Origin of the sequence: Methylocapsa aurea (assembly GCF_000746085.1) — a bacterium.
Taxonomy (GTDB): Bacteria; Pseudomonadota; Alphaproteobacteria; order Rhizobiales; family Beijerinckiaceae; genus Methylocapsa; species Methylocapsa aurea.
Genome location: NZ_JQKO01000001.1, coordinates 612,371 through 626,232, shown reverse-complemented (window position 1 = coordinate 626,232; position 13,862 = coordinate 612,371). Strand labels below are relative to the sequence as shown.

At 63.2% G+C, this 13,862-nt stretch carries 9 protein-coding genes; 4 read left to right on the top strand and 5 right to left on the bottom strand.

Annotated features, from left to right (window positions below):
• Window positions 1-3,183, bottom strand: a complete 3,183-nt coding sequence (locus tag DL86_RS02885) for an Rne/Rng family ribonuclease (RefSeq protein ID WP_036257781.1) — start codon at window positions 3,181-3,183, stop codon at window positions 1-3.
• Between the two features lie 906 nt (window positions 3,184-4,089).
• On the opposite strand from DL86_RS02885, the gene DL86_RS02880 reads away from it, so the two are divergent.
• Window positions 4,090-5,607, top strand: coding sequence for an N-acetylmuramoyl-L-alanine amidase (locus DL86_RS02880; protein ID WP_245276174.1), 1,518 nt, complete (start codon window positions 4,090-4,092; stop codon window positions 5,605-5,607).
• A 393-nt stretch (window positions 5,608-6,000) separates the two neighbouring features.
• Window positions 6,001-8,415, top strand: coding sequence for a penicillin-binding protein 1A (locus tag DL86_RS02870; RefSeq protein ID WP_036257774.1), 2,415 nt, complete (start codon window positions 6,001-6,003; stop codon window positions 8,413-8,415).
• A 29-nt stretch (window positions 8,416-8,444) separates the two neighbouring features.
• Here the strand turns inward: DL86_RS02870 and DL86_RS02865 are convergent, their stop codons facing one another.
• Window positions 8,445-8,783: a hypothetical protein gene (locus tag DL86_RS02865; RefSeq protein ID WP_036258150.1), complete on the bottom strand. Its 339-nt coding sequence runs from the start codon at window positions 8,781-8,783 to the stop codon at window positions 8,445-8,447.
• A 186-nt stretch (window positions 8,784-8,969) separates the two neighbouring features.
• On the opposite strand from DL86_RS02865, the gene prfB reads away from it, so the two are divergent.
• A protein-coding gene (prfB, locus tag DL86_RS02860; RefSeq protein WP_156964430.1) for a peptide chain release factor 2 occupies window positions 8,970-10,101 on the top strand; the annotation gives its coding sequence in 2 pieces (ribosomal slippage) (window positions 8,970-9,038 and window positions 9,040-10,101; 1,131 coding nt in all).
• 51 nt (window positions 10,102-10,152) lie between these two features.
• Window positions 10,153-10,962 (top strand): rhomboid family intramembrane serine protease, encoded by an 810-nt coding sequence (locus DL86_RS02855; RefSeq protein ID WP_051952569.1) that lies wholly within the window; start codon window positions 10,153-10,155, stop codon window positions 10,960-10,962.
• A 49-nt stretch (window positions 10,963-11,011) separates the two neighbouring features.
• Here DL86_RS02855 and DL86_RS02850 read toward each other — a convergent pair whose 3' ends face one another.
• The 3 genes from DL86_RS02850 to DL86_RS02840 form a co-directional block, all read right to left on the bottom strand.
• Window positions 11,012-12,286 carry a class I SAM-dependent RNA methyltransferase gene (locus DL86_RS02850; RefSeq protein WP_036257767.1) on the bottom strand — a complete coding sequence of 425 codons (1,275 nt, stop codon included), beginning with the start codon at window positions 12,284-12,286 and terminating at the stop codon, window positions 11,012-11,014.
• Window positions 12,283-13,011: a TlyA family RNA methyltransferase gene (locus DL86_RS02845; protein WP_036257758.1), complete on the bottom strand. Its 729-nt coding sequence runs from the start codon at window positions 13,009-13,011 to the stop codon at window positions 12,283-12,285. The genes DL86_RS02850 and DL86_RS02845 overlap by 4 nt, the downstream gene beginning before the upstream one ends.
• A 169-nt stretch (window positions 13,012-13,180) precedes the next feature.
• Window positions 13,181-13,738 carry a hypothetical protein gene (locus tag DL86_RS02840; RefSeq protein ID WP_156964429.1) on the bottom strand — a complete coding sequence of 186 codons (558 nt, stop codon included), beginning with the start codon at window positions 13,736-13,738 and terminating at the stop codon, window positions 13,181-13,183.
• Window positions 13,739-13,862 lie beyond the last annotated feature (124 nt).

Here is a 13,862-nt window from a genome sequence, read left to right as displayed (position 1 = left end):
CTATCCTCTGAAGCTCGCCTTCGCGCGCTGCCACCAACCGGAACGCTTCGGCCGCGCCGGCTCCTGCTGCGAAGACTCTGGTTCGGATGAGTCGAAGGAAAAAGACGGCGCCCCGTCTTCCTGGGAGGCGCCGGTCTCCGCCTGGGCTTTGGCTGGCGTCCCTTGCGGCGCATTTTCTTCACCGCCGGCAAGCTCAATGTCCGGAGCTTGAGGTCCTGGCCCGCTGGCCGCGAGCGCTTCGGCGCCAGCGCTTGCCTCGGCCGCGGATGCTTCCGTCGCGGCTGTTGTGGATGCGGACTTGCGCGGGCGCGGGGCCCGGCGGCTGCGCGCCGGCTTTGGAGCCGCTTCTGGCTCCAGCGCGAGTTCCGGCGTGGCGCCGGAGGCGGGTTCGGCTGAAAGCTCCGGCTGCGCGGCTGCGCGTGACGCGCGTCCTCCCCGGCGCGGACGACGGCGCTCGGCGGGAGCGGCGCTTTCTCCTTCCGCGATTTCCGCGATCTGGACTTCCCCAGCCGGAGCCTCCGCAGCCGGCGTCGCAGCGGTTTGGCCCTCGTCAATGGGCTCGGCCGCATCAGCCTGCGCCTCAACCGGAGCGATCTCGGCGGGCACTGTTTCGATCTGGGCTTCATCCTCCGAGGCGCTCGGAGCTTCCACAAGCGCCGGCTCAAACAGCGATTCCGCATCGCCGCTGACTCGGTGTTGCAGGCCGCCAATCATAGCGATCGCCTCGAGCGCATCGTCGGGGGGCTGGGGCGCATTCGCGGCGATCCCTGATCCCTCGCGATCAGATCCGCGGCCGCGCCTGCGTCTGCGTCTGCGCTTGCGCCGGCCATCGGCGTCGCTTTCGCCATCGCCATCCTGGCGCTCGATCGCTCTGTCCTGTCCGCGTTCGCGCGCCGCCACCTCGCCGCCGTCCTGGACGGTCTCCCGCGAGTCTTCGTCTTCATTCGCGTCGGCCGCGAATTCCGAGCCGATCAAATCGGCCTCGATCTCTTCGTCCGCTTCTCGGAAGAAACGATCCGTCGCCGGTTGGACCGCGCCGCGGTGAGGCTCGCCTTGCGCCAGCGCCGGCGTCTCGATCGAGCCGACGGCGGGTTCGCCGCGCTCCAACGCGTAATAAGTGGCCCCGGTCAGGCTGTCGTCGGCCGCGACGGTCACGGACGCGCCAAATCGCCTTTCCAAATCATGCAGATGGGCGCGCTTTTGGTTGAGGATATAGAGCGCGACAATGGTCCGCGTCTTGACGATGATGTCATGGCTCGCGCTCTTGATCAGGGCGTCTTCCAGAATGCGCAGGACATGCAGGGCGATAGAGGAGGTGGAGCGCAGCATCCCCGCCCCGGCGCAATGTGGGCATATGACGGTCGAGCCTTCGAGAACGCCGGTGCGGATGCGCTGGCGCGACATTTCCAGGAGGCCGAAATGCGAGATGCGGCCGACCTGGATGCGCGCCCGGTCGTTCTTGAGAGCGTCCTTCAAGCGACGCTCGACGGCGCGATTGTTGCGGCCTTCCTCCATGTCGATGAGATCGAGGACAATAAGGCCGGCGAGGTCGCGGAGCCGCAATTGGCGGGCGATTTCATCGACCGCCTCGAGATTGGTCCGAAGCGCGGTGTCCTCGATATTATGTTCGCGCGTCGAACGGCCCGAGTTGACGTCGATTGCGACCAGGGCTTCGGTCTGATTGATGACGATATAGCCGCCGGACCGTAGGGTCACCTGATTGGAGAACATCGCATCGAGTTGCGCCTCGGCGCCGGATTTCGCAAAGATGGGCTGCGGATCGCGATAGGGCTGGACGTTCTTGGCATGGCTTGGCATCAGCAGGCGCATGAACTCCTTCGCCTCGCGATAGCCGTTTTCCCCGGACACCAGGATCTCGTCGATATCCTTGTTGAAAAGATCGCGGATCGACCGCTTGATCAGCGATCCCTCCTCATAGACGAGCGTCGGCGCCGTGGATTGCAAAGTGATTTCGCGAACTGTCTCCCACATCCGCAGCAAATATTCGAAATCCCGCTTGACCTCGGCCTTGGTGCGCGAGGCGCCGGCGGTGCGCAAAATAACGCCCATGCCTTCCGGAACCTCAAGCTCCTGGGCGATCGATTTCAGCCTCTGCCGGTCGGTCGAGTCGGTAATCTTGCGGGAGATGCCGCCGCCGCGCGCCGTATTCGGCATCAGCACGGAATAGCGTCCGGCGAGCGAGAGATAAGTCGTCAGAGCGGCGCCCTTGTTGCCGCGCTCCTCCTTGACGACCTGCACGAGCAGAACCTGGCGGCGCTTGATGACCTCCTGGATCTTATATTGCTTGCGATAGCGGTGCGGCCGGGCCGGCACATCCTCCATCGCATCGCCGCCGAGTTGTTCGACTTGCTCCTCGTCATCCTCGCCTTCGTCGTCGGCGTCGCCGTGACGATGATCGGGCGAGCGGTTTTCGGCCGCGTCCGACGAAGCCTGGTCCTGCGATGCGCGGTCCTCAAAGGCGTCTGATGATTCGCGCCGGAGGTCTTCTTCCGGAGCAAAATTTTCCGCCTCTGGAGTTGGCGCGAAACCCTCTTCGGCGAAGCCGAACAAGGGTTCGTCCGATGCCTCGCCGGCCGCGGGAGCAGGCGCGTTTTCTCGAAACGACTCATCCGAGTCGTCAGATTCCGCCGTCGCGGCCTCTGATGGCGATGATCCATTGACTTCGTCGGCATCGAAGCGCCCGGGCTCCGATCCCACCGCCTCGACCTCGAAACCGGCATCCAGCTGCGACAGCGCTTCGCCTTCAAATGTCTCGGAGAGGGTCTCGTCGTCGCGGCGTTTCTCGACGCGCCGTCCGTTGCCGTTGCGATCGCCGCGCCGGGACCGGCGGCTGCGCCGCTGCGCGCGGGACTCGTCGTCCTCTTCGTCGCGCTGGGCGCGGGCCTCTTCGTCTATGAGCGCCTGCCGGTCGACAACCGGAATTTGATAATAATCCGGGTGGATTTCCGAAAAGGCAAGAAAACCGTGCCGGTTGCCGCCGTAATCGACAAAGGCTGCTTGCAGCGATGGCTCGACGCGGGTGACCTTGGCGAGGTAAATATTGCCGCGAAGCTGTTTTTTACTGGCGGACTCGAAATCGAATTCTTCAACCCGGTTACCGCGAAGCACGACCACCCGGGTTTCTTCCGGGTGGGACGCGTCGATGAGCATTTTGTTGGCCATTTGAAACTCGTTGAGGCCTGACGCGCGTGGGGCTGCGGCCGCCGGCGAAAGTCTGCGAAAGAGACTCCGGCGTGAGGCGCCGCCGACACAGGCGCGCGTCAAGCATTGGATGGGAGGGGGATTGGAAAAAGAGAAACGCGCGGTGGAGCGTTTTGCTGAGGCGGGACGATCCGCGAGGGCCGGGTCCCTTCAAGCACGCACTGCCCGAAGGGTCGCGACCATGACGCATCGACTTAGAAACCATACGCTTTGGACCAAAAGGGACCGGCGCCTCTGCAACCCAATGAATTGCATCGCCAATATGCTTGACCGTCGCCGAGTCACTCGCCGCGAGGCAGACCATGTCCACTTTACCTATTCGGGACAGCTTGCCCGAAACGGCAACCGTCCAAAATTCATTCCGGGCTGGAGCCGCTGAGGCGTCGCCAAGCGCGAAGCCATCTCAGCTCCGGTTTTCGCGTCGAGAGGTCCGAGACCCCAATGTCCAAGACCCAATTGTCGAAGACCCAAGCGTCCAAGATCCAAACATTAACGAGCCAAACGCCAAAAACTCAAACGCCGAACACTCGAACGCCATGTGAAAAAGGCGGCGGAAAGCCGGATGGGGGCCGATGGCTCGAAGCGCCCGAATTTCCGGGCCCGAGAAAGAATGCCCCTTTCATATCGGGTTTCTTAGCGGTTTGGCAAGTTTTTACTCGCCTGTGTCCCCACTGTCACGGTCGAAGCCCCCGGCTTCTGGCATAGTTACACGGCGTTAACCGCGCTGATCCTATGAGCAAGAGGGATTCTGGCGAAGTCAAGAAAAGTGGGAATCGGGTTGAAGCGCTCAAATGATGGGGCGCGCCGGATCGGCGCACCGCAGGCGAGAGAAGGCGAATCGGGGCGAATCGAATGCCGGAGGGCGCGATGATTTGGAAGGCCGCCGGTCCGAGGGCTGTCCTCATCGCGTTTGGGATGGCGGCGCTGGCCCTCGCCGGGATGACGCTCGCGCGCGGCGCGCAAATCGGCGGGCAACCTGGCGCTCAGCTTACCGCGCCGGCCGAGGGCCAGGTTGAGGACCTGATCGGGAAAATGGACCGCGCGCTCATAAAGGGGGCGCCGGATTCCCTCGATCCGGGTGGACGCCTCGTCGCCAAAGCGGCGCGGCTCGAGGAAAACGCCGACAGCGCCAGGCTTGTGTTCGAGCTTTCGGGCCCGGTCGAGGCGGCGGCTTTCGCGCTTGCCGGCCCAAATCGCATCATCGTCGATTTGCCTCAGGTCGAGTTCGCGCTCGATCCACAGATCGGCAAGCCGCCGAGGCCGCCGCGCCACAGGGGACGGCGCGCGCGGCACGCCAAGCCGGCCGTTCTCGTCGGCTCTTTCCGCTTCGGCCAGCTTGAGCAGGGAAAGTCGCGCATCGTCATTGATCTCGCCGCGCCGGCGCGGATCGTGCGGGCCGCCTGCGATAAGAGCGACGGCGACGGCAAGGCGCGCCTGGTTATCGAGCTCGCCAAAACCGATCGGGCGGAGTTCCGGGCGGCGGCTCAATCCGCGCGCGCCGCCCTGGCCGGGCAGGCGCAGGCCAGGCAGACGCAAAAATTCGTGGCCGCGGCGGGAAGGCCGGTGATCATGATCGATCCTGGGCACGGCGGCATCGACTCTGGCGCGATGGTCAACGGTCTGGTCGAGAAGGATCTGGTTTTCGCCTTCGCCAAGGCCGTTGCGGCCAAGCTCGAATCCGATGGGCGGTTCATGACCGTCTTGACTCGCGATGACGACAGTTTCATTCCGCTCGCGGAGCGGGTGAAGATGGCGCGAAACGCCAATGCCGCCCTTTTCGTATCCATTCACGCCGACACTTTGTCCGCCGCCGCCGATGTCGCCGGAGCAACCGTCTATACGGCCTCGGACCGGGCATCGGACGCCGAGGCCGCCCGCCTCGCCGAGAAGGAGAATCAATCCGACGCCGCGGCCGGCCTCGACGGGGCGGATGACGCCGGCGACGTTTCCGATATTTTGTTCGATCTGACCCGTCGGGAAACCCGCGCCTACAGCCACGTATTCGCCCGCACTTTGGTGAATTATTGGAAGGTGGCCGGGCGGCTCAATAAGAACCCGCAGCGGTCCGCGGGCTTCCGGGTCTTGCGGGCGCCCGACGTCCCTTCGGTGCTGTTGGAGCTTGGCTATCTTTCCAATGAAAAGGATGATGCGGCCTTGAGCTCGGCGGAATGGCGCGACAAGGCGTCGAGTCGCGTCGCCGAGGCCATTGCGACGTTTTTCTCTGCGCGGGGGAGCGCGGGAGCCCTCGTCACCGGAAATAAGGCGCAGCCGCCTTTGGAGGCTCCCGCGCCGGCCCCTCCAGGGCCCGGCCCCGCCGACGCAGGATCCGGCGCCAATAATGCTGCCCTTCGCGCGCCGATGGCGGATGCGGCGGGGAGGCGATGAAGCATGTCCTCAAGAAAGCCGCTGGATTTGTCGATGGGATCCTTGCAGAGCGGCCCCTCACAAGGATGCGGATGTTTGAGAATCAAATCATATATTAGTATGTAAAAAATAATGCATGGGTGATCGCGCTCAGTTCGCTCCTTTCGTCGCAGGAGTCGCCGGGGGGCTTGAAAAGAATCGGACGCGCCAGAGAAGAAAGTTGAATCTGGCGCTTGGCGCTCGGACAAATTATCACCACAAAAGCGCCGCAGGAATAAAGCGACGTTCTCGCGAACCGGCCCTCGACGGACGGTTTACAAATTCCAACGGCGAGATTTCTTCGACCGTCGGCGCGGGGTAGGGCCATTATTTGCCGATGGCCGCGCGCGCTCCGAATTCGAGAGGCCAATTTGCATGCGGCTGATTGCCCGTTTCTTCGGTTTTATTTTTACGACAGGCGCCATTATTTTTGTCGTCGGCGCTTGCGCCGCCGGGCTTCTTATTTGGAAATTCGAACAGGACCTGCCCGATTATACGCAGCTTAAGAATTACGAACCGCGGGTCATGACGCGCGTGCATGCCGTCGACGGCTCGCTCGTCGCTGAATATGCGCGCGAGCGGCGTCTTTATTTGCCGAGCGCAGCCATCCCGCCGCTCGTCAAACAGGCCTTCCTTTCGGCCGAGGACAAGAATTTTTACACCCATGCCGGAGTCGATCCAGAAGGCATCCTGCGCAACCTCTTGGTTCTGGCGCAGGGCGGCCGGCGCGTCCAAGGCGCTTCGACAATCACTCAGCAGGTCGCCAAGAACTTTCTCTTGACGAATGAGCGCACCATCGAACGCAAGATCCGCGAGGCGCTGCTGTCCTTCCGGATCGAGGGCGCCTATTCGAAAGAAAAGATTCTCGAACTTTATCTGAACGAAATCTATCTTGGCCTTGGCAATTATGGCGTCGCCGCCGCGGCGCTGAATTATTATGGCAAGTCGGTGCATGAACTGACGATTGCGCAGGCCGCCTATCTCGCCGCCCTGCCGAAGGCGCCGAATAATTATCATCCCTTTCAAAAGCGCGAACGGGCGATCGAGCGGCGCAATTGGGTGATCGACCGGATGGTCGAGAATGGCCATGTGTCTCGCCCGGATGGCGAGAAGGCTAAGTCCGAGCCGCTTGGCGTCAATCCGCGCGTCCTCTCCCCCAACGCTTTCGCCGCCGGCTTTTTCGCCGAGGAAGTCCGCCGCGAACTCGGCGAGCGTTATGGGGAGAAGAAACTTTACGAGGGCGGCCTGTCTGTCCGCACAACGCTCGATCCGAAGATGCAGCTGATGGCGCGCCGCGCCCTGGTCGATGGCCTTGTGCGTTACGACGAGGCGCATGGATTTCGCGGTCCGATGCGCCATATCGACATCAGCCAGGATTGGGGCGTTCCGCTCGCCGATGTTCCAGCCCTCGGCGATGTCGCGCCCTGGCGGCTCGCCGTCGTCATCGACGCCAACGAGTCCGGGGCGCGGGTCGGCTTGCAGCCGCGCCGCGAAAAATCCGGCGAAATCGAACGCGAACGGGAATCCGGCATTCTTTCCAATAGCGTCGGCATGCATTGGACCCGCGGCTCCGGCTCACGGTCGGCGCTCGGGCCGGGCGACGTGATCTATGTCGAACAGATCGAGGCCAAGCCGGGGCAATATCGGCTGCGCCAGATCCCGGAAGTTGGCGGCGCCATCGCGGCGATGGATCCCTATACCGGCCGCGTCTTCGCCATGGTCGGCGGATTCTCGTTCGATCAGTCCGAGTTCAACCGCGCCACCCAGGCGCTGCGCCAGCCGGGGTCTTCGTTCAAGCCGATCGTCTATGCTACGGCGCTCGACAATGGCTATACGCCCTCCTCGATCATCCTCGACGCTCCGATTGAAGTCGATCAAGGCCCGGGCCTGGGCGTGTGGCGGCCGGAAAATTTCGAAGGCAAGTCGGGCGGACCGCATACATTGCGCTTTGGCGTCGAGCATTCGGTCAATCAGATGACGGTGCGGCTCGCCCGCGACGTCGGCATGCCGCTGATCGCCGAATACGCCAAACGTTTCGGCATTTATGACGATCTGCCGCCGTTCCTTGCGATGTCGCTCGGCTCGGGCGAGACGACCTTGATGCGGATGACCACCGCCTATTCGATGCTCGCCAATGGCGGCAAGCGGATCAAGCCGACTTTCATCGACCGCATTCAGGATCGCTGGGGCCATACCATCTACCGCCACGACGAGCGCATCTGCGAGAATTGCGACGCGCAGAAATGGCAGAATCAGCCCGAGCCCCGGCTGATCGACAAGCGCGAGCAGGTGCTCGATCCGCTCACCGCCTATCAGATCACCTCGATCATGGAAGGCGTGATCCAGCGCGGCACAGGGCAAAGGATCAAGGACGCCAACCGACACCTCGCCGGCAAGACCGGCACGACCAACGACGCCAAGGATCTCTGGTTCGTCGGCTTCTCGCCCGATCTCGCGGTCGGGGTGTTCCTAGGCTATGATCAGCCGCGTTCGCTCGGCGATTCGGCGCAGGCGTCGCAATATGCCGCGCCGATCTTTGGCGATTTCATGAAAATGGCGTTGAAAGACAAGCCGGATGTTCCGTTCCGGGTGCCGCCGGGGATCAAGCTGATTTCGGTCGACGCCAAATCGGGCATGCGTTCGAGCGGGTCTGGCGCGATTTTGGAAGCCTTCAAGCCGGGCACGGCGCCGCCCGATTCCTACGCCGCCGGCGACGCGTCGCCGCGCGCGCAGGCCGTCAATCCCGACGCCGACCGCCTGGTGGGCACGGGCACCGGCGGCTTATATTAGGGCGAGCGAAACGGACTGAAGCCTATCGGTCAGGAGCGCCCGTGCTTGGCTGCGCAGCGCTCCTTCACCTCGGCGACGTCCTCCAGCATGCGCCGGAGATCCCGGATCGCCTTGTCTTCGGCCGGAGTCAGCGCGCGATCGGGCCGGAAATGGTCGAGCAGGACCGCGAGGGCGTCCTCGATCCGGCCAAGCTGCTTGCCATAGCTCCCCACGTCGCTGAGCATTTGCTCTTCGACCCTAGGGTCGGAGGATTTGCCGAGATTGACGCTGATCACGCTGAATTGAGCGCCCATCGCATTGAGGGAGCCGATCCAGGACCCAAAGGACTGAGTGACGTCACCCGACAGAGGCAGTTTGAAATCCGGCATCCCCGCCACCTCCATTTGATCTGCTCCGATCATAGGGTCTTCGCTGGCCGGCGACAAAGTTTTCCTGCGCGACTTGGCGGAAAGTCGTAAGTCTCCTCGCCCATTTACATCACCTGCCCGCCATCCTATGTTCCCGCCAACTTAGGCGCATCCGCGCCCTTTTCCCTCCGATCAGAAAGCCCAAACATGCGCGCCGAAGCCGAAGCGCTGGTTCTAGCCATCAAGCAATCCATGGGATTGCTGAGGAGGCATCTTTGACGTCGACGCCGCTGGCCGCCGTCTCGCCGAACTGAACGCCAAGGTCGAGGATCCAAATCTCTGGAACGATACGGAGGCCGCGCAGCAAATCATGCGCGAGCGGACCGAAATCGAGGACAGGCTTGGCTCGATCAATCGCTTCGAGAGCGAACTCGATGACGCCGTGACCCTCGTTGAGCTGGGTGAGGCGGAACAGGACGCCGCCACCGAGAAGGAAGGCGTCGATCAGCTCAAGGCGCTGAAGCTCGAGGCCGAACGCCGCCAGATCGAGGCGCTGCTTTCGGGCGAGGTCGACGGCAACGATGCTTATATCGAAGTCCATTCGGGCGCCGGCGGCACCGAGAGCTGCGACTGGGCGCGCATGCTGTTTCGCATGTATGCGCGCTGGGCCGAGCGGCATAAGTTCAAGGTCGAGATCATCGAGGAGACCGCCGGCGACGAGGCGGGGCTGAAATCGGGCACGCTTCTCGTCAAGGGGCATAATGCCTATGGCTGGGCGAAGACCGAATCCGGCGTGCATCGGCTCGTGCGGATCTCGCCTTTCGATTCCAATGCCCGCCGGCATACGAGCTTCGCCTCCGTCTGGGTCTATCCGGTCATCGACGATCGGATTGAAATTGACGTCAATGAAAGCGATTGTCGGATCGACACTTACCGCTCGTCGGGCGCTGGAGGCCAGCACATCAACACCACCGACTCGGCGGTGCGCATCACCCATATTCCTTCCGGAATCGTCGTCGCCTGCCAAGGCGAGCGGTCGCAGCATAAGAATCGCGCCACCGCCTGGAACATGCTGCGGGCGCGGCTCTATGAACAGGAAATCGAGCGGCGCGAGGCGGAGGCCAACGCCACCGAAGCCACCAAGACCGAAATCGGCTGGGGCCATCAGATCCGCTCCTATGTGCTGCAGCCCTATCAGCTGGTGAAGGACCTGCGCACCGGCGCGACCTCGGGAACGCCGGACGAGGTCCTGGATGGCGAACTCGATCCCTTCATGGAAGCGGCGCTGGCGCAAAAACTCGCCGGCGGCGCCGCCCTCGCCGTCGAGGACGTGGACTAAAATGGCGATCCGGCGCCGGCTCGCCCGAAGCAGCCCTGACGAGGCATGAGCATGCGCCACCCGAAGGAACGCATTTTCAACGTGCCGACGGTGATCCTTTACATCATCGCGGCGCTGGTTTTGATCGAGGCCATATGCGATTTTCTCCCGCCGGAAATCTTTCTAAAGATTCTCCAGCGCTTCGCATTCGTGCCGGGACGATTCACTTTCGCCTTTGATCCCGATCGCGTTTTTGCCGCCAATGACGACCTGACGGGCCCCGGCTTTCAACTCGATCGCTATTTCCTTGGCGATGGCCGGGCGCAATGGTGGACGCTCCTTACCTATGCGCTGCTCCATGGCGGCTGGCTGCATGTGGGCATGAATAGCCTCTGGTTCGTGGCCTTCGGCTCGGCCGTGGCGCGCCGCTTCGGGACGCCGCGTTTCCTGGTGTTTTGCGTCGCAGCCGCGCTTGCCGGCGCGGCGACGCATTTCCTCACTCATATGGACAGTTTGCAGCCGGTCATTGGGGCTTCGGCAGTGGTGTCCGGCGCGATGGCCGCGGCGGTGCGTTTCGTGTTTCAACCCGGCGCGCCGCTGGGGGAAGCCCTCGGCTTTTCCGAACGGGCGGAGCAAGACCTGACCTATCGTTTGCCGGCGCTTCCTTTGCGGGAGATTGTTTCGAATCGCGGCGCGATCAGCTTTCTCGCCTTCTGGTTCCTCGCTAATTTCCTATCCGGCGCCATGTCGGGGCCGCTCGGCGTGACCGACGCGACAATCGCTTGGGAGGCCCATATCGGCGGCTTTCTGGTCGGGCTTCTGGCGTTCCAATGGTTTGATCCGCCGCCCATCGCGGTTCATCGGTCCAATCCTGCGCGCTAGAAAAATTCCGATTGCCCGCAAGAGATCGCGAATAGGGTCACGCTGACGCTCACCCCAGAAGCCGCCGGATTTTCCGAGATTTCTCCGCCGGGCGGTGGAAGACGCCAATGATTTCGACATGCGGCGAATGGCGAAACTGATCGATCGGTTCGATCCGCGCGATTTCATAGCCGCCGCTGCAAAGGATCGCCGCGTCGCGGGCGAATGTCTGCGCATTGCAGGATATGGCGACGACGAGAGGGACGCGGGAGGCGGCGAGCGCCCGCGCCTGTTGCTCGGCCCCGGCGCGCGGCGGATCGAACACGATCGCCTCGAACCGCGCCAACTCCGCTGGCGCGAGGGGCCGGCGGAAGAGATCGCGCGCCTCGACGCTTACCGGCCGCAGACCTTCAATCCGCGCCGCTTTTGCTAGGGCGCCGAGTGCGGCCTCCTCGAGATCGAAGGCGTGGATCCCGGCAAATTCGGCCATGCGCAACGAAAAAGTTCCGACGCCTGCGAAAAGGTCGGCGATCTCGCCAGCGCCTTTGACGGCGGCGCAGACTTTTGCCGCCAGCGCTTGTTCGCCGGCCTCCGTTGCCTGCAGGAAGGCGCCGGGCGGCGGCGCGACCATTGTCCGACCCATGGCCAGCATCGGCGTGCGCTGGGCAAACACAATGGCGCCATGATTCGACAGGCGGGCCAGATCCTGCGTCAAGGCGAGCCGGACAAGCCTGCGGCTCTCGTCCTCGCTCAGCGGCCCATGTCCCTTGAGATCGACATCCAGGCCTGACGCCGTCGCGGTGACGAGAATGTCGAGCGGCTTTCCTGATCCGGCGAGCGCCTGCGCCAGCGCCCGCGCCACTGGCGCCGCCCGAAGCATGGCGGGCGCCAGGACCGGACAGGAGTCGATCTCGACGATCTTATGCGCCCGCGCCCGCATGAACCCCGTCGTCGATTTGCCGGTCCAGTCCACGCGGGCGTGAAACGTTGCGCGCCTGCGCCCTTCGCCATGCGCATCGACCAGCGGCTCAACAGTGGCCGCAAGCCCGGCCTGTTTCAGCGCGACGACGAGAAGGCTTTGTTTCCATTGGGCGTAAGGCGCAGCGGCGAGCGTTTGAACCGCGCAGCCGCCGCAGACGGAAAAATAGCGGCAGAATGGGTCGATGCGATTGGGGGACGGGGTCACGATCTCGACCAGCCTGCCGCGCGAGCCGTCGACTTCGGCGATGATCGTTTCATCCGCCAGGGCATAGGGAATGAAGACGGGACCCTCGGGTCCCCGCGCGAGACCTTCGCCGCGCTGGCCCAGGCGTTCGACATGTAGCCTTGCGTTGAGGTCGATCATGCCCGCGTCGCGCCGATGAGGAATTCGATATTGCCGTCGCCGCCTTCGATCGGGGAGGGCAGCAGCCCATCGACGCGCCAGCCTAGGGCTTCCACCAAGGAGTGGATATCGTCGCAGGCCTTGCGCCGGATCGCTGCATCCTTGACGATGCCTTTGACGACGTGACCGGGACCGGCCTCGAATTGCGGCTTGATGAGAGCGACCAGCTTTGCGTTGGGAGCGGCGAGCGGCAACACGATGGGAAGCACCAATTTGAGAGAAATAAAGCTCACGTCGCAGGTTACGAACTCCGGCGCGTGCGCGAGCGAGGCGCGGGTGAGGCTTCGCGCATCAGTCGCCTCGCGCGACATGACCCGAGGATCGCGCGCAAGATCGGGGTGCAATTGGCCGCGTCCGACATCGATGGCGAGGATTTCCAGAGCGCCGCGCGCGAGAAGAACATGGGTGAATCCTCCGGTTGACGCGCCGATGTCGAGGCAGGCGCGCCCGGCCGGATCGAAACCGAAGGCCTCAAGCGCGGCGGCGAGTTTCAATCCGCCGCGCGAGACCCAGGGGTAGGGAGCAAAGGCTTCGATTTGGGCGCCGGCATCGACCGGCTCGGAGGCCTTGCGCAGAACCTTGCCATCGGCGCGCACAAGTCCGGCGGCGATCGCCTCCTGCGCTTTGGCGCGGCTTTCGAAAAGCTTGCGTTCGACTAGAGCGAGATCAGCGCGTTGGCGAGTCATTTAAACGGATCGCACAAATGGCTCGCAAATGGGCGCGCAAATAAGGTTGCAAGCGGTTTCGCAGTCTTGAGCCTGCTTCCAATCGCATCAACCGCTATCGCCGCCGCAACCATGGCCGGCCCCGGGGACGTCGGCCATCTTGGTCATAATAAAGGCGCCCGCAAAGCGGTTACTGAAGTCTCGCCAGACCAGTCTCCTTCAGCCTGGCCGCGCCATCGATGAGACTGCGCGTCAGTTCTTCGTTGGAGATTTCTGCGGCGGCCCGCTCGAATTGGACGCCCGCCAGGATCAAGTCGGCGCCATTGACTTCCTCGGTGAACCAATTTGGACGGGGTCCGGGAAAGGGCCATTTGAACCGAAAGCCGGTGCCGCAATAATCGTCGACAAACCTTGAGATATAGCCGCTGACGATGATAATGCCCTGCTGTTCGCCTTGTCGCGGCATGGCGTCGGCGACATCCTGCAGCACCAGAACCCGATCGACGATCTGTTGGGCAAAGGCGGTGGCGAAAGCAGCCTTTGGCGGAAGCGGTTGGGGATTGAGCGCGACCTCAAGCCAAGGATCAGGAACCGGACCCGACGCCCGTCGTAGGCGCTCCAACGCTTGGCGAATGACCGGGCCCCAAGGGCCCGGCGGGGAAGTGTCATCCGGATTGGGGTAGCCGCCGGTGAGTTGAGTGACCAAAGCGACTAAAGCGCGGTCGGAAATCGTATACTCTCTCGCCATGAGCCTGCTCCGCCGGTCATATGGTTATCGCGACTAGGATGCGAACTTCGATGTGCGCGCGAGTCAAGCCTATCAGAAACGGGGCCGATCACAATACAGGTTGCGCTGGCTATGTCGAAAGCCA

Bases quoted from the DNA above. Each gene is read 5' to 3' on its own strand.
- DL86_RS02855 (WP_051952569.1), top strand. From the start codon at position 10,153: ATGCGCCACCCGAAGGAACGCATTTTCAACGTGCCGACGGTGATCCTT.
- DL86_RS02845 (WP_036257758.1), bottom strand. From the start codon at position 13,011: ATGACTCGCCAACGCGCTGATCTCGCTCTAGTCGAACGCAAGCTTTTC.
- DL86_RS02850 (WP_036257767.1), bottom strand. From the start codon at position 12,286: ATGATCGACCTCAACGCAAGGCTACATGTCGAACGCCTGGGCCAGCGC.
- DL86_RS02880 (WP_245276174.1), top strand. From the start codon at position 4,090: ATGATTTGGAAGGCCGCCGGTCCGAGGGCTGTCCTCATCGCGTTTGGG.
- DL86_RS02870 (WP_036257774.1), top strand. From the start codon at position 6,001: ATGCGGCTGATTGCCCGTTTCTTCGGTTTTATTTTTACGACAGGCGCC.
- DL86_RS02840 (WP_156964429.1), bottom strand. From the start codon at position 13,738: ATGGCGAGAGAGTATACGATTTCCGACCGCGCTTTAGTCGCTTTGGTC.
- DL86_RS02885 (WP_036257781.1), bottom strand. From the start codon at position 3,183: ATGGCCAACAAAATGCTCATCGACGCGTCCCACCCGGAAGAAACCCGG.
- DL86_RS02865 (WP_036258150.1), bottom strand. From the start codon at position 8,783: ATGCCGGATTTCAAACTGCCTCTGTCGGGTGACGTCACTCAGTCCTTT.